The 21,141-nt window shown below is 43.5% G+C and carries 11 protein-coding genes; all 11 read right to left on the reverse strand.

Annotated elements, in window-relative coordinates; genetic code table 11:
* Nucleotides 1-5: 5 nt before the first annotated feature.
* The 11 genes from T344_RS0111650 to T344_RS30345 all read right to left on the reverse strand — a co-directional run bounded on the left by T344_RS0111650 (nt 6) and on the right by T344_RS30345 (nt 20,623).
* Entirely contained in the window at nt 6-1,133 is a 1,128-nt protein-coding gene (locus T344_RS0111650; RefSeq protein ID WP_027628865.1) for a mandelate racemase/muconate lactonizing enzyme family protein, read from the reverse strand.
* 13 nt (nt 1,134-1,146) lie between these two features.
* Nucleotides 1,147-2,466: an ABC transporter substrate-binding protein gene (locus tag T344_RS0111655; protein WP_027628866.1), complete on the reverse strand. Its 1,320-nt coding sequence runs from the start codon at nt 2,464-2,466 to the stop codon at nt 1,147-1,149.
* Between the two features lie 143 nt (nt 2,467-2,609).
* Nucleotides 2,610-3,320: a carbohydrate ABC transporter permease gene (locus T344_RS0111660; RefSeq protein WP_242842065.1), complete on the reverse strand. Its 711-nt coding sequence runs from the start codon at nt 3,318-3,320 to the stop codon at nt 2,610-2,612.
* Between the two features lie 122 nt (nt 3,321-3,442).
* On the reverse strand, nt 3,443-4,342 hold the full coding sequence (locus tag T344_RS0111665; protein WP_027628868.1) for a carbohydrate ABC transporter permease: 900 nt from the start codon (nt 4,340-4,342) through the stop codon (nt 3,443-3,445).
* A gap of 368 nt (nt 4,343-4,710) precedes the next feature.
* On the reverse strand, nt 4,711-5,766 hold the full coding sequence (locus T344_RS0111670; protein ID WP_027628869.1) for an ABC transporter substrate-binding protein: 1,056 nt from the start codon (nt 5,764-5,766) through the stop codon (nt 4,711-4,713).
* 198 nt (nt 5,767-5,964) lie between these two features.
* A complete protein-coding gene (locus T344_RS0111675; RefSeq protein WP_027628870.1) occupies nt 5,965-7,536 on the reverse strand; it encodes a response regulator in 1,572 nt (523 codons plus the stop codon).
* Nucleotides 7,537-7,607: 71 nt separating this feature from the next.
* Nucleotides 7,608-9,098, reverse strand: coding sequence for a sensor histidine kinase (locus T344_RS0111680; RefSeq protein ID WP_027628871.1), 1,491 nt, complete (start codon nt 9,096-9,098; stop codon nt 7,608-7,610).
* A 144-nt stretch (nt 9,099-9,242) separates the two neighbouring features.
* Complete coding sequence (gene yjfF / locus T344_RS0111685) at nt 9,243-10,289, reverse strand: galactofuranose ABC transporter, permease protein YjfF (protein WP_027628872.1); 1,047 nt, start codon at nt 10,287-10,289, stop codon at nt 9,243-9,245.
* Nucleotides 10,276-11,313, reverse strand: a complete 1,038-nt coding sequence (locus T344_RS0111690) for an ABC transporter permease (protein ID WP_034861196.1) — start codon at nt 11,311-11,313, stop codon at nt 10,276-10,278. The genes yjfF and T344_RS0111690 overlap by 14 nt, the downstream gene beginning before the upstream one ends.
* Nucleotides 11,310-12,824 carry a sugar ABC transporter ATP-binding protein gene (locus T344_RS0111695; protein ID WP_027628874.1) on the reverse strand — a complete coding sequence of 505 codons (1,515 nt, stop codon included), beginning with the start codon at nt 12,822-12,824 and terminating at the stop codon, nt 11,310-11,312. The genes T344_RS0111690 and T344_RS0111695 overlap by 4 nt, the downstream gene beginning before the upstream one ends.
* A gap of 320 nt (nt 12,825-13,144) precedes the next feature.
* The gene (locus T344_RS30345; protein WP_084331202.1) at nt 13,145-20,623 is read right to left on the reverse strand and encodes a sugar-binding protein; all 7,479 of its coding nucleotides are present in this window, start codon (nt 20,621-20,623) and stop codon (nt 13,145-13,147) included.
* Nucleotides 20,624-21,141: the final 518 nt, after the last annotated feature.

Genomic DNA, 21,141 nt, shown 5'->3' on the forward strand with positions numbered 1-21,141 from the left:
ACCTCCTAAAAGAATTCAATAGCTTCAATGCAACCCATTTTTTTCAACAGCTTGAAATCAGGAGATACACAAATCCCGGGCTCGGAAGGAAGATAAAATTTCCCGTCTTTTTCTTCTGGACGGAGCTCCATGATATCATAGAAAGTTCTCATAAGAGGTACCAGATATTCCACCATATCCTCCTCATCCGCGGTTGCAATAAAAGATGCTGTTATATGCGAGAATCCACCTGAGGTAAGCTCCAGGTTATATTTCCTGGCCTGGTTTTTTACCAGCATCCAATCCCGTACTCCGCTAAGATTGCTGGGGATGGGCTGCAATTGCTTAACGCCGGCCTTTATGTATGCGTACATAACTTTGCCGCATCTTGGGGATTCTCCCATAGCTATTGGAATGGGAGAGATTTCGGTCAATTTCTCAAGTTCTTCAAAATCATATGAATGAACGGGTTCTTCAAGCCACGCAATATTATAATTTTCCACACGCCTTGCGAACTCATATGCCTCCTTGGCATTCCACAGCTGATTTGCATCTATGGCTAATTTCCCCTGGGGTCCAATCAATTCCCGGACAATCCTTATGCGCTCAATATCTCTGTCCAGATCGGCTCCAAAATCTGTTGCTACTTTCATTTTAAAGGTAGTATAGCCTTCCTTAATAAACTGTTGAACTTCGGTAACCATTTGCTGCCCGGTAAGATGTGTTCCGCATCCGCTGGCATATACATTCACCCAATCCCTTTTTGCACCCATGAATTTATGCAGCGGAAGCCCCTTCCTTTTTGCCATTATGTCGTGCAGCGCCAGATCGAATCGTCCGACTTCGACAGCAGCTTCTCCTGAAAACCCATTATTTCTGATAGCCCAATATACTTTTTGATACCATTGCTCATAGGTTTTTGTTTCACCAGTCATAATTAATGGAATTATATCTTTCATATTTTCCGAACATGGAGCCTGTCCGCAAATCCCGTTTTCATCGTACAGTTCCAGCCATGCATCCAGAGGAACCTTATCAAAAGGCCCCCCTGTAGAGTCCCAAAACGGTATCGGGATTTTTATAGGTTTGAATTTATAAAGTACCGCACGCTCAAAACGAATATTTTCTTCATATGCCTGTTTATATATGTCCACCGTTACCCTCCGTTTATTTATTGGAATTTAAGTATTCTTTCTGCAGTTTTGTCAAATATGCAGCCCAGCTTGCCAGCACTTCCTTTGATGTCTTGTCCTTCAGAATGACAGCCTGTAAATCCGGTTCCTGATATTTGGCTTTAAAATCTCCCCATCCCGATAACCAAACCGGATGTGTAATAAACTTCACATGATCCGAGTTCAATAATTCCGTATAAACTTTCATATATTTGTCATTCCGATACCAGTCTTTCTTGTATACCATTTCATTAGCAGGAACCCTGCCCTCTTTTTCACATAAATACGATTGGTTTTCCGAGTTGGCTAAAAACTTCACAAATTCAATAGCACCTTCCGGATTTTTGGCCTTCTTTGTAACTGCAAAGCCTGTAAAGGAGAGGTTCTTTGTAACAACATTGCCATTTTTATTAGCCGGTCCAAATATATTTATGAAATTACCCTCACCCAGGTTTTTCTTGTGCTCTGCCAGAGAAGATGAATTGTGGGATATATACATGCTTGTTCCTGAACCAAACTCTGCAACCATCTCTTTAAAGCCATTTGTAACACTGTCTTTTGATGTCCAGCCATTCCAGTAAATGCTTGCATATGCATCCAGAGCTTCAGTAAAAATCGGCTGATCTAATACACAGTTTCCTTCTTTGTCAAATAAGCTGTCCTGATCCGCATATGTGAACAAAAAGTCCAGAAGGTTTTCCATAGACCCCGTGCCACCTCTCAGCGAATAAAAATATTTTCCATTTGCCGCGTCTGCATATTTCTTACAGGCAGCCATAAATTCATCAATGGTTTTGGGAACCTCGACACCTTTTTCTTTCATTAATGCTGTATTTGCCCATGAAATATCACATGTAAAATATTCAGGAAAAGCGTACAGTTTACCGTCAATAGCACAATTTCTTACTGCTTCAAGTACAGCTTTGTTTAGACTGGCCTTTTCATCAAAATTATTAATTGTGTCTTCCAGATCCAATAACGCTTCCTGATTCACTATTGCCGAGATATCCTGATCCCGGACGCTCATGGTATCCGGTACTGAGTTTGTTGCAATAGCGGTATTGTATTTCTGGAGATAGGAATCCGAGGGCAAGCCTACATAATTAACCTTATATTGGGGGTATTTGTTTTGAAATCTTGAAATTAGCTCGGCAAATATTCCATTGGAAGTTTCATTTCCGTCATGATACCAGAATTCTATTGCCGACTGCTGTACATCATTTGTCTTTTCATCGTTTTTTGCAGTTCCGCAGCCTGCTAAAGCACTTGCAGCTATTGTTGCAGAAAGTAATGCTGACAGGATTCTCTTTTTCATATTTTTATCCTCTTTTCTCTTTTAATTTTTGAACTTTATTGGGCTTTATTTGTTTTTACCAAATGCAGTAATTGTTATCTCATCCTATATATTTCTGCAGCAATTTATAGGATGTATTATCTGTGCGACATGATGTGTCGAACCTACCCTTTTACTGCACCGGCTGCCAATCCCTTTACCAAATATTTTTGGATATAACAGAAAATCAGCAATACCGGGACAAGCGAAATTATTGTTCCAGCTGCAAGTCCCCCGTAATTTACAGTGAATTCTCCCTTCATCATACTTAATCCAATGGGTAGAGTGAATTTACTGGATTGATTTATGAAATTTAATGAAAATATGAATTCATTCCACGCATTTACAAAAGCGAATGCACCGCTTGATACAACTCCAGGCATAATTGCCGGTACAATAATCGTAAAAATGGCTCTCCACCTGGAACATCCATCAATCATTGCAGCCTCTTCCAATGTTGGAGGAAGGCTGGAGAAAAATCCGCTCATCATAATGAGGCAAAACGGAAGATTTATAGCAGTATAGGTAATAACCAATGACCCAAGGTTGTTAATAAGCCCCAGCTTGTTAAATATACTGAACAACGGAATTAAAATAACAACTCCCGGTAGCATCTGGGTCAGCAATAGCAGAAGCATAAATCCCTTTTTTCCCCGAAACTTGTATCTGGATACTGCATATCCTCCCATTATGGCAATTACTATAATAAGCAGGGTTGTCGTAATTGATACTATAAGGCTGTTTATAAAATAATGTGAAAAACCAAAATTATTTGTGATTTTTAAATAGTTCTCTCCGGTGATTTGGCTGGGGAAATATTCCAGCGGTAATTGCATTATTGATCTCTCCGGTTTTAATGAAGTGCACAAAAACCAATAGAACGGGAATAATGTGGTAAGAGAACAAAAAATAACAGGAATATAAATTGTAATTAATTTTTTTATTTTCTCTGCCGGCATTAATAATATTCCTCCTCACCGTATTTTCCAATTTTTAAATATGCAGCTGAAAAAATCATAAGTATTATTATCATAACTACTGCCACCGCCGAGGCATATCCCATGTTTAATGATTCATTAAACAGCTTCATGATATAAACTGGAATAGTTAATGTTGAAAAATTCGGACCTCCGTTTGTCATACCGTATATCAGGTCTACGACATTTAAGGTCCAGATTGTTCTGAGTAAGGTTGTCAATATAAGTGTATCCTTAATCAGCGGCATTGTAATTCTGGAAAACTTCACCCAGCTGTTGGCACCATCCACATCGGCAGATTCATAAACTTCAAGCGGAATAGTTTGCAAGCTGGAAAGAATGCTGACAGTAAAAAACGGTACACCTCTCCAGGTGTTTGCAATTATAATTGCCAGCATTGATGAATTCCCTGATGAGAACCAGGATACTTTCTGGTTTACAAGTCCCAATTTCATTAATAAATCTCCAATAACACCGATGCTTTCATTAAACATGAACCCAAAAATTAACGCCACCAAAATACCGCCTACTGCCCATGGTGTAAACATTAATGCCCGGAATAACCCCCTGCCTTTGAAATCCATATTTAACAAAAGAGCGGTAACTAATCCCAAAATAACTTGTATTCCAACATTTGCAAATGTCCATATTATTGAATTAAAAGCAGATTTCCAGAAAACCCCATCAACTGATAAAGTTTTGAAATTCTCCAGTCCAATAAATCCGGAATCTTTTAGATTTGTCAATACATGGTTCTGCGTACTCAAGTAGAATGTATTACCAATGGGATACAGCAAAAAGATAAAAATTATCGACAGTGTTGGTAAAATCATTATATATGGGAAAGCAACTTCCGCATTGATTGACTTGCTTTTCTTCATTCTTTTCTCCTCCTTCAACAAGAGTTTAGCACATATAACCAAGAATCCTGTTCAATTTCTTACAATTTTTGTACAATATTTTAAGATTTTTATTTTTAAAAATACCACGCTCTCTCATAAATTTCTACCTAAAGGCTTTATTTGCCGGACAAGTGTAGGAGAGACTCAGCAATGTCCGAATCTCTCTACGGACTTCCTTAGTTTACACACAAATAGAAAAAGCCAATGGATAAGCACCAAACCCGGCAGATTGATGTTAATAACAATTTCCCAGCAGGATTTGGGGCAAAAGAAAAGCCGTAGGACTTGAAATCCTACGGTAAAGCTTAAAAGCTGAAAACACTTTTATATCAAGTTTTTGCCATATATCAATACTTGCGGTTTGGCAGTTCAGCAGCAGCCTGTTCCTGTGTGAATACACCTTCTTCAGACTCAATTCTCTTTGGTATGTCAGCAGTTTTTCCATCCATTATCTTCCTGACAATATCCATCAACTGGGGCCCAATCAGAGGATTACATTCTACCGAACAGTTGTATTTACCGGCTGCCATAGCTTCAAATGCACCTTTGACACCATCTATACCAACTATGATTATATCCTTGCCCGGTTTCTTGCCGGCAGCTTCTATGGCCTGGATGGCTCCAAGTCCCATATCATCATTGTGACAGAAGAGAACATCCATTTTGTCTGCATCTGATTTCAGCCAGGATTCCGCAACCTGCTGTCCTTCAGCACGGGTGAAGTTTCCAGATTGTGACTTTACTATATTAAATTTTACATCGGTACTTGTAACAATTTTCTTGTCGAAGCCTTCTTTCCGGTCAATGGCAGGAGCCGAACCGACAGTTCCTTCAAGTTCGTATATGCTGATTTCCTTCTTTCCGGGGAAAAGCTTTGCAGCATTGTCCAGCAGGTATTGAGCGGCTCTTTCGCCTTCCAGTCTGAAATCCGAGCCAAGGAAGGTTACATAGTAGTCCTCGGCTTTTTTACCGTCCTCCATTTTAACAGCACGGTCTGTCAGCACTACAGGAATTCCTGCATCCTTTGCTTCCTGTAAAACCGCATCCCAGCCTGTTTCAACTACAGGTGAGAAAGCAATGACATCAACTTTTTGCGCTATGTAACTACGGATGGCAGAAATCTGATTTTCCTGTTTTTGTTGAGCATCACTGAATTTAAGATCAATTCCCGCTCCTTTGGCCGATTCCTGAATACTTGTTGTATTAGCTGTTCTCCAGCCCGATTCGGCACCAACCTGGGCAAAACCAAGTACTATTTTCTTTTCCGAATTATTAGATGCTGCCGCAGTTCCTGACGGAGCAGCATTACTTGAACCGCTGCCTGATGAATCCGCTCCGCATGCTCCAATTGATAACGACACAACTGCAGCCATTATAACAGCTAACATTTTTCTCATTTTCATATACTCGCCTCCTAAAAAATATAGTAACTTATTCCCGTTACCTTTTATACGTACATTATATATCCGTACCCTTTCACAACAAATGGAGTTTTTTTTGAAAAAGTTATGATTATTTTTTAAGTATATCTACCATAATTCGTAAAATTTTTTAAAGTTATATTTTTTTCAGCATCACTTGTAAAATTTTCTACAGATTCCTCAAACTAACTTTTTAAAATTTCTTGGTGAATATCCGGTCTGTTTCTTAAACAAATTACTGAAATAATGGGGATCATTATAGCCTGTCTCATAAGCTATGTCGGCTGACAGCATATTGGTTGTCTTCAAAAGTTCTTTTGCCTTGTTTATACGTACCCTTGTCAGATATTCTATAAAGGTTTCTCCCGTTTCAGCGGCAAAGATTGTGCTGAAATGACTGGGACTCATCTTTACCCTTGATGCCACGGTTGACAGGGACAGGTTGGCGTCACCGTATTTCTCTGAAATAAATTCCTTGGCAGAGGCAATGATGTAGGCATATCTGTTATCCGAGGCAGCATTTCTATAGTCGATAACCTTTTCTACTGTCAGGGATATGATTTCCCTGAAATGGGTGATGGAATCTAAACTGCAGGCTATATCCCCGACATTTGCTATCTCAGGTAGGATATTCTCAAGCTTGGCTCCAAGCCCTTCAACAAACCTGCGTGCAGCCAGTATAATATTTACAAAGGAATAGTACATATACAGGAAGGACTGGGTTCCCGACTTTTCAAGACATATTGCATACCTCTCGATGGTTTCCGGAACCTGAGTTTTTGTGCCGTAAACAAAAAAATCATCCCAGTTTACTTCATCAAACTTCGGAAGTATGCCCTTTGAGTCGGATTCCAGACGGATATCAGTTATATTTGTTATGGTTTTATTTTTAATTAGATTTCTGTATTTACAGGCTGCCTCTGCTTCCCTGTAGGATCTTGGTACGTTCTGCATACGATCCACAGTACAGCCCATACCCAATATTAGATCATAGCCATACTCTTTTTTAGCGAGTTCCTTTATATTTTCCGACAGGGTTTCGGCTTTATTGTTAAGGATTGCTTCATTCTCCCCCTTGAGCAGGACAATATAGTCCTTGCTCCTGTGAAAACAAATTATATTGGGATTGTTCCCCTCCAGTCTGCCTGTTATCTTCTCTATGCACTCTGTTTTGCGCAAGTCGTTGGAGGAATCAATATACAGTACCGAATACCATTTTGAAAACAATACAATATTGAAGCCTGTGCTCTGCTCTATGGCTTCATTGCTGTTAAGCCAGCCAAGTATAAATTCTCCCAAAAATTTGTCCCTTAAGACTGCCTTTTCACTTTCCAGCTGGACCTCAAGCTTTTCAAGCCTGATTCTTTCATTGTTTTCAGAGTCCAGTTTGGATGACACCCGTTTTAAAGTTTCAATCAGCTGAACTGAATCCACAGGTTTGAGGAGATATTCTTCAACTCCTATGTTAAGTGCCTCCTTTGCATAGTTAAACTCATCATGACCGCTTAAAATGATTATCTTAATCTTTGGGATATTCTTTTTTATTACTCTTGAAAGGGCCAGGCCGTCCATAAAAGGCATCCTGATATCGGTAACAAGAATATCAGGCTTCACCTCTTCAATCAACGGCAATGCTATCTCACCATCCGGAGCTTCTCCGCAAAAATTAAAACCGTGCTGCTCCCACCTGATACTGTCACGTATCGCTTCGCGCATTACAATCTCATCTTCAACAAGAAAAACCTTATACATATGGACTTCCCCCTTAAATGTTACCCTCTAATCAATATTCAATGAAATAATGCGGCTAGGAAAGCGGCTGACTATAACTTGATGGTCTCCAAAGGAATGGTCACCGAGACCTGTGTTCCTTCATTTATTGCACTGCTTATTTCAAGCCCGTATTTATTTCCGTAGTATAGCTGTATTCTCTGGTGCACATTGCTCATTCCGAAACTTCCGGCATCAGTGTTTTCTTCATGTTCCAGCTCCAGTGAGCGTTTGACTGCACCAAGCTTTTCTTCATCCATACCTATCCCGTTGTCAATAACCTCAAAAATCATTTCCTGTTCATTTGTCAGCCTGCCTCTGACTATGATTTTTCCGTTTCCGCGTTTATTCTTTATACCGTGATAAAGTGCATTTTCCACCAATGGTTGAAGCGTAAACTTGGGAATGTTAAAGTTATATATTGAATCAGTCACCTGTATGGAATAATCCAGGGTATCCCTGTATCTGACCTTCAAAATGGACAAATAGCTGCTTACATGTTCTATTTCCTCTTGAACGGTAATGACATCCCTGCCTTTGCTTATGCTCTTCCTGAAAAAATTTGACAGTTCTCGTACCAGATGAATCACCTTGTCGTTATGCCCGGCTTCAGCCATCCACACAATGGTATCAAGTGTATTATACAGGAAATGAGGATTTATCTGAGCCTGCAGCACCTTGAAATCTGCATTTTTAAGCTTCTTTTGCTTTTCTATGCGTTCATCCATAAGTCCCTTTATTTTTATTGTCATAATATTAAAGCTGTGGCCCAATTCAGCAATCTCATCGCTGTTGACATCTATAATCCGTTCGTCAAAATTACCTGTGGAAACCACTTTTGTCATCTTCTGCAGGTTTTTTACAGGGTTTGACACACTGCCCGAGATATACCAGGCAACTATAAATGATACTATTATCAGGCAGCCCAATGTTATTACATTGAAAAGCAGCCAGTTATTAATGCTTTTTTGAAGCTGTGAATTAATTACTCCACAGGTATTCACCTCATACATTATGTAATCCTGAATTTCACGGTTTATGAGACTTGATATGGACCTTACCTGATCCAGCGTTATCATTTGCTCCTCAACAGGCTTTTTTGAGGCAATCTGCACTCCGATTTCATCCACATATTTACTCATGGAGCCCAGCGTTCTCAGAATGATATCAAGATCCAGCAGTCTTGCGGGATCATTGGTGGAATCTATTATCTGATGTATGGTCTTTTCAAAATTTTCAATAATTTTATACTGATCAGCCTCTTTATATTTTTTGGTACCCGAAACAATAAAGTACATCTCATAGTCAATGTCCCTCTGAAATGTACCGTTCAAGCTGTTTGCCCGGGTTATATTCGTGATTATGTTATTATATTGAACTGAATAATTATTAAAACTGATTACAATCAGAAGATTGATACTTACCATTACAATAATAATGGTACTAAAGGAAAAAAGCAGCCTCTTTCGCAGTGAAACACGCCTTAATAAGCTGGAAGTCAGTCTGCTTTTGTTTCTTTCAGGCAATTTTATCCTTAAATTCATAACATTACCTCCAAAAACTATATTAATATAAATTTCCATTAACAGTCAATATACCCGCCATACAAAACACTTTCATATGATAGCATTACAAAACAATACACCGATAGAACCTCTTCTACCGATGTATTGTCCGGAAGGTAAAATCTATATTTGTTTTGCAGCACTTCCAGTTTTTTTGCCGAGTTTTCCGGTATTACTTTTTTTACTGTTCACTCCTTCGATACTTTTCATGGACAGGAGCCTTTGAATTACAATAAATATACATAGCAATGCAGCCATTACAATTCTGGTCCACCAGGAGCTAAGCGTTCCCTGGAACATAATTATAGTCTTTATGGTACCGTTAATCAGTACACCGAAAAATGCACCCACAACGCCTCCCACACCGCCTGTCAGTGTGGTTCCGCCTATTACAGTGGAAGCTATTGCATCCATTTCCATCCCCTGTCCATGAAGCACATAGCCTGAAAGCATATAGAGACTGAATACTATACCTGCCAGGGCAGCACACATGCTGCTCAAGGTATATACTGCAACCTTTGTACGGTTAACCGGAAGTCCCATCAGAATTGCCGACTGTTCGTTCCCGCCTATGGCGTAAATGTTTCTTCCGAATCTGGTATAGGAAAGTACGAACCAGGCAGTAGCGAGCACAACCAGTGCAATTATTACACCTGAACGGATGTAGGCACCTGTTCCGAATATATGTATTTTTGCCTGTGCCAAAGTGACATATGTCTTGTTTGATATGGTTATAGTATTTTCACTTATCAGCGCAGTCAGCCCTCTGGCAAGCATCAGACCGGCCAGTGTTACTATGAAGGGCTGCATTTTTAAATAAGTGATAAAGATTCCCTGTACAAAACCAAATACGGCACCCAGCAAAATCATAAGGCCCATTATGGTAAAAGCATCCAGGCCGGTATTCTGACAAAGCCACGCCGAGGCCATGCACACCAGGGCAATTACCGAACCGACCGAGATATCTATTCCGCTTCCGCCGATTATTAAAACAAAAGTCATTCCTACAGATATAACCAGTAAGGTGGAATTATCTATCAGTAGGTTGCAGAAAACCTGAAGTGAGAAAAAATTAGGGTACTTTACAGAGCCTGCGGCAAACAAAGCTATAAACAGCAATATGGTAATCAGAAGGGAAAACTGGGAAGCATTTATCTTAAGCTTTCGCATTTTTCACACTCCTCTCTCTGTATACCATTTCAGCTATTTTTTTTCTGAACTCTTCGGCCTGAATGAGACAAATTGCAATTACAACAAGAGCTTTAACCACGTTCAGCGCCAGAGGAGAAACTCCCAGTGCATAAAGAGTAGTGGTAAGCGTTTGAAGAATCAGGGCACCGATAACACTTGCTCCTATTGAAAACCTTCCTCCTGCAAGTGAAGTCCCTCCGATGGCAACCGCCAGTATGGCATCCATTTCTATTAATAGTCCAGCATTATTGGCGTCGGCAGCTTTTATCTGGGAACAGGCTATAAGGCCTGCAATACCTGCGCACAAGCCGGCAAAAGCATATGTCATGAATATCAGTCTTGAAACCTTTATACCCGAAAAGCGGCTGGCTTTGGAATTTATTCCCATAGCTTCAATAAACATGCCCAGAGCGGTCTTCTTAGTTACCAGCAATGCTGATATTACAACAACTGCTGCAATAAAAACCGAGGTTGGCAGCGGAATACCCGGAATAAACCCTGCTACATATGTAAAGGGCTGATACTGCGTTGTGGGGATATTACCTCCTGTGATCAGCTGTGCAATTCCTCTTCCAGCCACCATAAGTATCAGTGTTGCCACAACCGGCTGAACACCTATTTTTGATACCAGCAAACCGTTCCAGCAGCCGATAATGGTACACACCCCCACAGCTGCAAGGATACACAGTAGCATGGGAATTTTCGCCTCAAAACCCGAACCCAGCATTGTTGCAACTATTGCTCCAGATATAGCTAGTACCGAGCCTACCGAAATGTCGATGCCGCCCGTTGCAATTACCAGTGTCATTCCCACGGCCAGTATGGCATATACCGATCCGCGGTTAAGTATATCCACAGGTCTTCCAAAAAAGTTGCCGTCACGGAATTGTATTGAGAAAAACCCGGGTATTGCCAGAAAATCAAATAACAGAATGATTCCAAATGTAAAAAGAGGCCAAAACAATCGCTTTTTTGTTATACCAATGACTGACTCAAGGTTCATTGTTTTGCACCTCCTGCAATTGTCTGCATTATTGTAGTCTGGTTTGCATTCTCTCCGTACAGTTCGCCTATCATATTCCTGTCTCTCAATACGGCAACATGATTGCAGCATCTGACAGTCTCATCCAGCTCTGAGGATATGAACATTACCGCCAGGCCCTCACCCGCCAGGCCCAAAACCAGCTTTTGAATTTCTGTCTTGGTGCCTACATCTATACCTCTGGTAGGCTCATCAAGAATCAGCAACCTTGGCCTGGTAACCAGCCATCTGGCAAGGATGACCTTTTGCTGATTTCCGCCCGATAAATTTTTTAGAAGCTGCTCAGGCGAGGATACCTTTATATTAAGCAGCCTGATATAATCGTCTGCTATTTTCTCCTGTTCCTTTCTTGTAAGCCTGTCGGCTATACCCCTTTTGGTCTGAAGTGCCAATATGATATTTTCTCTGACCGATAAATCACCAATAACGCCCTCCTGCTTTCTGTCCTCCGGACAAAAGGCTATCTCATTATTTATAGCATCGATGGGAGAGTTTAAATGAACTCTATTTCCATCTATAACCAATTCCCCAGAATCTATTTTGTCGGCACCAAAGAACAGCCTTGCCATTTCGGTTCTTCCCGAACCCAGTAAACCTGTAAGTCCAAGTACTTCACCCTCGACAAGACTCAGGTTGAAGCAGTTTATCGTTCCTCTGCGGCCTACATTTTTTGCCTCTATGAATGGCTTTTTCCCTTGCTTGTTAAATACTTTTGAATTTTCAAGCGCCGCAAATTCATCCACTTCCTTTCCAAGCATTCTGGAAACCAGTTCATACCTGGGCAGCTGAGATATTTCATATTCACCTATCAGCTCACCGTTTTTTAGCACGGTGATCCTGTCGCATATCTGATAAACCTGATCCAAAAAATGAGTGACAAATATGATTCCTATACCATTGGACTTAAGCTTTTTCATTATTTCAAACAGCTTTTCCACTTCGTTTTCATCAAGACTTGACGTTGGTTCATCCAAAACAAGTACCTTTGCCTTTATATCTACTGCTCTTGCGATTGCCACCATCTGCTGCACAGCAACCGAGTAGGTATTTAAAACCTTGGTAACATCGATATCAAGCTCCAGTCTGGCAAGTGCATCCTTTGCCCTTTTGTTTATCTCCCTCCAATCAATCCTTCCAAATTTCATTGGTTCACGGCCTATATAAATGTTTTCGGCCACAGATAAATTAGGACAAAGATTTACTTCCTGATATACCGTACTTATTCCTGCACTTTGAGCCTCCTGAGGGCTTTTTACAGTTATCTGCTCTCCCTCCAGGCTCATGGTTCCTGCATCCCGTCCGTATACGCCGGTCAGAACCTTTATAAGCGTGGATTTTCCGGCCCCGTTTTCTCCCATGAGTGCATGGATCTCACCCGCTCTAAGTCTAAAATCAACATTCTGAAGTGCCCTGACACCTGGAAAAACTTTTGATATGCCTGTCATTTCCAGCAATACAGTTGACTTCTCCATTCATTCATCCCCCTGCCTTAGCTATTTTCTGGCAACTTGATATCTTAATTATAAAAATTGGCCATGGTCAAAACAATGGAGTATTATTTTAAAAAGTTATAATTTTTTACGAATTAGACAAATGAGTTTGTTGGCAACCTTATCCACCAGCTTACGTCTCATGTGATTTCTGTTCATCAGACCAGAGATTTTCCGATGGCTTCCTTCAGATTTCTCGTCACCGGAAACACCCTTTAAGATTGTGTCCATGCCTGGCACACCAAAAAGGCCGCTGCAAAACACGTTTGAGTTTTGCAGCGGCCGCTTTTAAAAAACTACCATTACTTTGAATAGATCTTGTAGAGTATTGCAGCTGCTTCTGCTCTGGTGGTGGCTCCCGTCGGATTCAGAGTTGTCTTGCTGTCTCCGGTTATAAAGCCCATCCTGACCATAGTAGCCATGTTCTCTACGGCATATTTTGCAATCCTTCCGGCATCGGTATATTTCCTGAGATCCTGTACGGTACCCTTCTCCAATGCCTTATCTGCTTTATTTAACGCATTTACGGTCATGGTTACCAGTTCCTGTCTGGATATTTCCCTGCCGGGGCTGAATTTACCTTCAAAACCGGCTGTTATGCCAAGTGCCTTTGCTATGCCTATTTCCCTGTAATATTTGTCCGTTTCCTTCACATCGCTGAAATTGTCCTGTATATCCGCAGCAAGTCCAAGCGTTCTTACAAGCCATGCTACATATTCCGCTCTTGTGATTTTTTGTCCGGGGCTGAATGCCGTATCCGAGGTACCCTCCAATATTCCGTTTTCTGCAAGGGCTTTTACCGCCTCTGCTGCCCAGAAGTGCTTCTGCATATCGCTGAAGTTTACCTTTGTGTACACTACGGCATATTTGCTCAAGTGATCAGTGGTAAATACCATGGCTTTTTCAGCCGGAACATATTTGGCATCCTTCATCTGTATTGCCCTGCCATTTGCATCTATGTACCATACTGTCAGATACTCGCTGTTTGCAAGTTCGGCTGAAGTTGGAGCATAAGGTATTTTAATGGTTAATTTTGCTCCTGTATTGCTCCAGGCTTTTTCCTTTCCATTTACAATAAGCTTTACATCAAACACAGGTTTGTCTCCGATTGCTGCCTTCTTGGCAGAATCAAGGCCTGCCGTGCCGACTTTTTCAATGAAAAGCTCAACCCTGTCTGCTCCTGCCCAATCAGTTGCAGAGAGCATGTTCAAGGGTGCTACTACAGTGCCTAATTCTGTTACAACCTGAATTGCCTTTGAAGTGTCACCCGATGTAAGAGCCGATGACGGCAAGCTTGCCACGTAGGCATTCATTCCTGCTGTCTTTGGAATTTCCACTGTAGCAACCTTCGCCTGGGTTAATGCTCTTGCAAGTGCACTTGCGTCAACTGTAACCTTTGCAATGCCCTTGGCTGTATCCACAACAGGTGCGGCTGTTTTTACATTACCGGGAACTGTTGTTTCCGCAGGTGTCGTAGTACTTCCACTGCTGCCGGTTCCACTGCCGCCGTTGCCTCCGCTGTTGCTGCTGCCTGAATTAGTGGTTGCGTAAACAGACGGGCCGTCGCTGCTCCAGTTGCCGGCAGCATCTCCAGCCTGAACCGAAAACTCATAGGAGGTTCCGGAAGACAATCCGCTGACATAGTAGCTGTTTGTATTTCCATTAACTGTTGCAATTAATATCGAATCTTTATATACCTTGTATTTGGCTACTGCCATATTATCCTGCGCTGCAGGCCAGTTCAGCAAAAGACCTGTCTGGGATATTCCCGACACTGAAAGCGTACTTCCTTCGGGCCATACCGGTGCAGAGGTATCCTGCGGTTCTTCCGGTCTGGTAGTTTCTGTTACCGAGAGACCAGGTTCACTCCAGTTCATGGCCGCATCTCTGGCCTTTATGGTAAAGGTATACTGTGTTGCGGCATTTAAGCCTGACACCATATAGCTGGTTACATTTCCCAGTACTACTCCCACCTGAATATCTCCATTGTATATGGCATAGCCTGCTACAACCACATCATCCTGCGCCGCCGGCCAGGTGAGAGTCATTCCGGTTTGGGAAACTTCGGACACAGTAATACTGCTTCCGTCAAGCCAGTACGGTGCAGAGTTATCCTGCTGTTCTTCCTGTCTGGTGGTTTCTGTTACCGAGAGACCAGGTTCACTCCAGTTCATGGCTGCATCTTTGGCCTTTATGGTAAATGTATACTGTGTTGCGGCCTTCAAGCCTGACACCGTATAGCTGGTTACATTCCCCTGTACCACTGCCAACTGCATATCTCCGTTGTATATGGCATAGCCTGTTACAGCCGCATTATCCTGGGCTGCCGGCCAGTTGAGAGTCATACCGGTTTGGGAAACTTCTGCTACAGTAATACTGCTTCCGTCAAGCCAGTACGGTGCTTGTGTATCACCTTGTCCATTATCCGGTAAAGTAGATAATGTAACTGTTGGACCGTCTGTACTGATATTTCCTGCCTCGTCTCCTGCCTGAACAGTGAAGGTATATTCGGTTTCGGCATTGAGATTCATGACATCATAGCGGTTTATGTTTCCTGCTGCCGTACCGATTTTATCTGTTCCGCAGTAAATCTCATATACTGTTACTCCGGTGTCGTCCTCTGCCGGTGTCCAATTTAATGTAACAGCATTTATTCCTATGGCTGAAGCTGTCACCGTACTTGTCTGGGGCCAGGTCGGCGCTGTTGTATCTGTCTGTCCGTTATCCGGCAGGGTGGATACAGTAACTGTTGGACCGTCTGTACTGATATTTCCTGCCTCGTCGCCTGCCTGAACCGAGAAAGTATATTCAGTACCTGCATTGAGGTTCATAACTTCATAACTGTTAATATTTCCGGCTACTGTACCGATTTTATCGGTCCCTTTGTAGATTTCATAAGCTGTTACTCCGGTGTCGTCCTCTGCAGGCGTCCAATTTAACGTAACGGCATCTACTCCTAAGTTCGATGCTGTCACCGTACTTGCCTGCGGCCATGTAGGTGCGGCTGTATCGTTCTTTACAAGTGTGACCACACCCCATTGTGAACCGTTATTCCAGGACGATCCGCTCTGGTCGTGCCACATTATAACGTCCTGACGGCTTCCGGCTGCCCCCGCGTCATTGATCTGCGCATCAAATCCGATTACGTGACCAATCTTGGGAAGCACAGGTTCTCCATTAACTACAGCCTTAAAGGGGATCTTGGTTTCAATGTAATATCCGCCATCCACTATTTTGGCATAGGATTCAAACCCGGTACTGATACTGCCTGGATTAAAGCTTTTCTCATTGAGATAGTTAATACGGTATTGCCCCATACCCGTACCGAAGGAGGCTGCCTTACTGTTGGTCTCATCCACAAAAATCTCGACCGAGTCCTTCTCGTGCGCATTGCCGCTGCTGCTGTTCAGCACAGGGTCATTTACACGCGCCAGCACATACAGGTTGGCGTCGTCCCACAGCACTTTAGCAGAGCCGTTCGTCGGGCCGTTTGCCATTGTCAGATGCTTAATGATGGGCAGCGATACGGTGGTGTTCCAGATCGGGTCGAGCTCGGAGCCGCCGAGAACAGGAGTACCGTATGCAGCAGTCCCAATACCGCTTGGTAACAGGCTAAGCGCGTTGAACGCATTGCGCAGTGCATAATATGAATTGTCTGCTGCTTCCTGACTGATCTCATTATTTGAGGCGGCAGTTTTGGCTTCGCTTAAAGCACCTGCAAAAGCGTTCCAGGACTCCTTCGTATAAATCGTATTGTCCTGGTTATTGACGTCCTTAATCAAAGCGGTCAGCAGGGTTTTGTCCACCACCGGGCCGGTTGGGTTTGCGGTTCCGCCTCTGCCGGCTTTAACCTCATTAAAATATGTTTCTACCTTGGCAATCTCGTCAGTTGTCAGTACCCTGTCATAGATGAGAACCTGCGCGACTCTTCCAAGGAAACGGTAGGGAGTTTTAGCCGCCATAGTGTAACCTATGCCCAGATCCGTTCTGTTTCCCTTAAGCGCCGTAGAGTTGGATCCCCCGCCGATACGATTATTATTAACATAAACGTCTCGATTGGCTCCGTTTAGCTGCGCCCGAACGCTGGCCAGACCGCTGATGGTTGTTGAAATACTTTCTCCGCCGCCCTGTTTGGCTCCATCCGCGTTACCAAAACGGAGGTTAACTCTGTTTGTTCCTACACCCAGGTTAATACCGCTCCAACCATCGTTGCCGGCCCAACTTCCGTCGGCCTCGTTCAATCCGAAATATACAATGCCGGTTTGGTCACTGGAGTTGTTGGCTGTGGCTGTCGGGTTAACCAGCGTGAATATGGTCATCTGCGTTTTACCGTTATAATCCTTGAAGCCTGCAGCTTTCAGAGGCCTTGACATGGCTGCAAAGTCCACATAGTCGTATACATCTTTCTTCAGTGTTGGGTTGCCGTTTGGCTGTCCAAGATTATCACCGCCGCTGCTGGTGACATTGGCCGGGACAAGCGTTGCGGAAACCGATCCCATATTTTTCCATCCAGTAACATTGCCGGTGTCATCTGTTCTCACACCCTCATCTGCCTTAAGCCATAGGTCAAGACCATTTCTAGGAATATCCACAGGTGTCATGTCACGCACCACAACACGGGCATGTGACTGGCCAAGTACTTGTCCTTCACTGGATCGTACAAAAATAACGTATGGACCTGGTATATTTGGAGCCGTCATCCCCAGCTTGTTGCCGGAGGTCTTTGTTTCCTTGTCGCTTTCAACAAAATTTCCGTCGCTGGATGAGGAAATCCATATCTCTTTTGTGGCGTCGTTCAAGTCGTACGCAAACCTGACCGTCCCGCCGGGAGCCACTGACACATCAGCCGGGAGCAGCTTGTTTGCCAGTGATACTGTGGTGGTAAAGTTTATGGTTTTGGCATTCGGCTTGGTCGAAGTACTGAGTACCAAAGTCCAGCTTCCTTCGGTGGCGATTTCGTACCCGCTAGTTACCGACTTGCCGTTGAGCTTGTAGGTGTAATCTTCACTTAAAGTCAGTTTAAGAGGGCGTACCCCTGAAACTTCATAACTTTTCCCGTCTTCCACATTGACTGCCGAACCACTGGCGTCTACGTATGCCGTATACTTTGAAGTGGCCGTTGCTGTGCCGTCTCCATACACTATATATAGTTTGTATTCTCCTGAGGCAGACGGAGCGGTGATAGTCTTTTCGTTGCCGGCAGCTTTTGTCATATTATTGCCTGCCGTAAATACAGTTGTGTTCGCGGGCGCCAGCCAGACAGTGTCTTCAGCCTTTAGCAGACCCCTGCGGTTCAGCGTTTCGCCTTTACCCAGGATGACGTTGGAAGCCAGCTCAAACTCGGTATCGGCTATGAGGCTCTTTGGGATCATATGAACGTATTCGTCGGTAAGGCCCGAATTCAGAACGATTTCGTTGCCCTTAACCGGCCAAATGCGGTCTTCGCTTTTGTAATTATTATAAGTAATTCTGGGGCCGCCATTCTGGTTGTTATTCCCGTCCACATAACCATCGACAGCTATCATATCGCTTTTGCGCTTCCAGTTGTTAAACTCATATGCACGGCTCTGTCCCTGGGCATATGAGAGCTTGGACTGCACGACGTTGCCTATCATCTTTATGAATGTGCTGCCTTCGTCGGGATGGAATCCGTTGGTCCAGTTGTTGGAATCCTGAGGTCTGTTAGTGGCATTTGGATTAAGGAAGTTGTAGTTCATCTCGGTGAAATTCGTCCAGTTGTCAGGATTCCAGTTATTGCCGGGGTCGGTGACGGGGCTGCTGGACAAACTTTTGACAGTGTCCCAAGTCCCTCCGTCGGGCAAATTACCCGGATCACCCTGGCGTCCCAGTGAGTAAATGGCACCGGAGTCGTTTACTACCGTACAGATTTCCTCTACCCTGTTATAGTTTATTTTGTTATCCCTGGAGGTCGTAGAGATTGCCGGTGACCTTGCAAGGCTTGTTTCATTTGTGCCGGCGTAAGGGCTGCCATTCTTGTCGGTACCATGGCTGGTATAGCCGAACCCGTCATATTCGCACCAGCCCCAGCCGATACTCATGGCGCCGTAAGTGGAGTCATACAGGAAGTTGTGCAATACCTGCATGTTAGTTGTGTAGAAAGAGGTCAGTGAGTTGGCGCCCGGGAAACCGTAGCAGTTCCTGTACAAAAAGTTGTTTGTAATATAAATATCCTGCGGCACTGCTTCGGTACCCGCCGTATATTTTTCCTTGTCAACGCCGGCCCAGTTCCGTATTGGTGTGCCTGAGGCCGAAATACTTGATTCATGCTTAATGGCCTCATCGTTTTCATAGATATGCGTGGGATGTCCCACTACAACACCCGAGCTGAGCGTATCTACGATATAGTTGCCGGTAACTTCGCAATCCTTTACATCATTTTCCAGGTGGATGCCGTTAAAGCCGGTAAGCCCGATCTCGCCGTTCATCACCTTGATGTTTCTGGCCGCGTTGACCATTACCGCCGCCGGAGGTATGTCATACCCGCGGTAGAAGGTCTCATGCCAGTTTATGCTGCTGGGGAAGTACACTTTGTTTACTATGCAGCCCTGAACGGATGCGAAACCGCGGGAGCTGGTGGTTACCGGCCCGGAGCCGTCACTGAGTTTATATGTACCCGTCAGTTCATACAGCTTATAGTCGGTGTGGGCAAATGTCAGCCCATTGAAGGTTATGTTTCTGACACGTCCTTCATCAGAGCCCTGAACAGGGTTCAACCGGTCTCCCACAGGGATCCCTCTTATGTCTACAACCGTCTCAAGCTTTGGTATTACCACCTCGGCAGTATTTATGTCCTCGCCTTCCAGCGGGATGTAATAAAGCGTACTCTCTGCCTGGTCGAAATAAAAATCTCCGCGTTTGTTAAGAAACTCAAAAGCATTACGTATTACCTGATTGTTGCCTGGATTGTATTGAGTGTTATTGCTCAAAGACTGTGAAATTGCAGCATATGGCATCTGGAACCGGAGCATGGTGCCGCCTGGCATGTTGCTGGTTCCCGGTGCTGCTTCGGCCGATGCAAAGCAGACAAACGGCCTCGCCCATCTGGCGCCGCCCAAGCTTTCGGCTTCAATGTTCTGGGGGTTTTTCGTTTCTGGCGTAAGACCTACGCTGGCGCTGAATACGATAGCCGCCCGGATATTGCTGCCGTTCTGCCATGCCCAGGGGTTACCGGAACCGTCAAAGCTGACTGTGGGGGTACCTGTGGTGGTTCTGTTAGTCGAAGTTATTGTTGGACTCAGCGTCATATTGGCGCGCTTGTCGTTTACATATATGGCGCGTAACTTTTCGTCCCGGTTAAGGGTGGTTCTATACGCCTTTAAGCCGCCGGTCTGGGTAAGACCGGTGGCTTCTGTCCACACGCCTTTTTCCAGCATCTCACCGCCGCTGATTACCGGCTTGGCACCGGGTGCCGCCTCATAGCGGATAGTGCAGCTTGCACTTCCGGAATCCTCTTTGTCAAAAACCAGGGTATCCTCAAGCGGATAAAACCCATCCGCAATTTGAACGACGATATCCCCTCCGGTCTTAGGCAAAGTCCTTACGGTTTCTTTCGCCTTTGCAAGAGTTTTAAAAGGCGCATCAATTGTTCCCTGATTATTATCGTCTCCTTCCGGGGATACATAGAGGGTTGCCTGTGTTGGACCATTTGTACCACTCTCTGCGGCAACGGGAAAAGCTGCAAATGTGAAGAGACTGCCGAAAGCAATTATCAGAGCTAAAAACACGGATAAACATTTCCTATACCAACCTACCAGTTTCATTATTTGCCTCCTTTAAATTTAACTTGTCAATATTTTCTTGACCTTGTCCAATACTGCTAAAACGTTGTGCCAATTAGTTGATGAATTCAACAATTAAAGAAACCAAAGCCTCCTCTCTGTTTTAAATATTTTATTCTAATAGCCTCAATGTCTAAATTGAGGCTAAAACATTAACAAGCTATAATGGTGATATTTTGCATTATTTCTGAACTGTTAGTCTGAACAAAGATGCGGCCCGAGCTGCCTGGGACTGAAGTTATGTGAACTTATTACTTGGATACTTAATGCTGGTTTGCATTTTTTGAAAGTATATTTTACGGTTCATAGTATATGATTATTGCTGCTCCTTTTTAAGGGATTATTTTTGGGTAACACGGAAAATAATCGGTTTATTGCAAAGTATTTTTCAAACCAAGACCATATCCACATTCACCGGTTCTGTAAAATATTTATGTAAAAAAACATCCCCCGGAGTAACAACGATTTTTTCTCATTGTCCCCCAGGGGATATTAGCATT

The organism is Ruminiclostridium cellobioparum DSM 1351 = ATCC 15832 (assembly GCF_000621505.1).
Classification (GTDB): domain Bacteria; phylum Bacillota; class Clostridia; order Acetivibrionales; family DSM-1351; genus Ruminiclostridium; species Ruminiclostridium cellobioparum.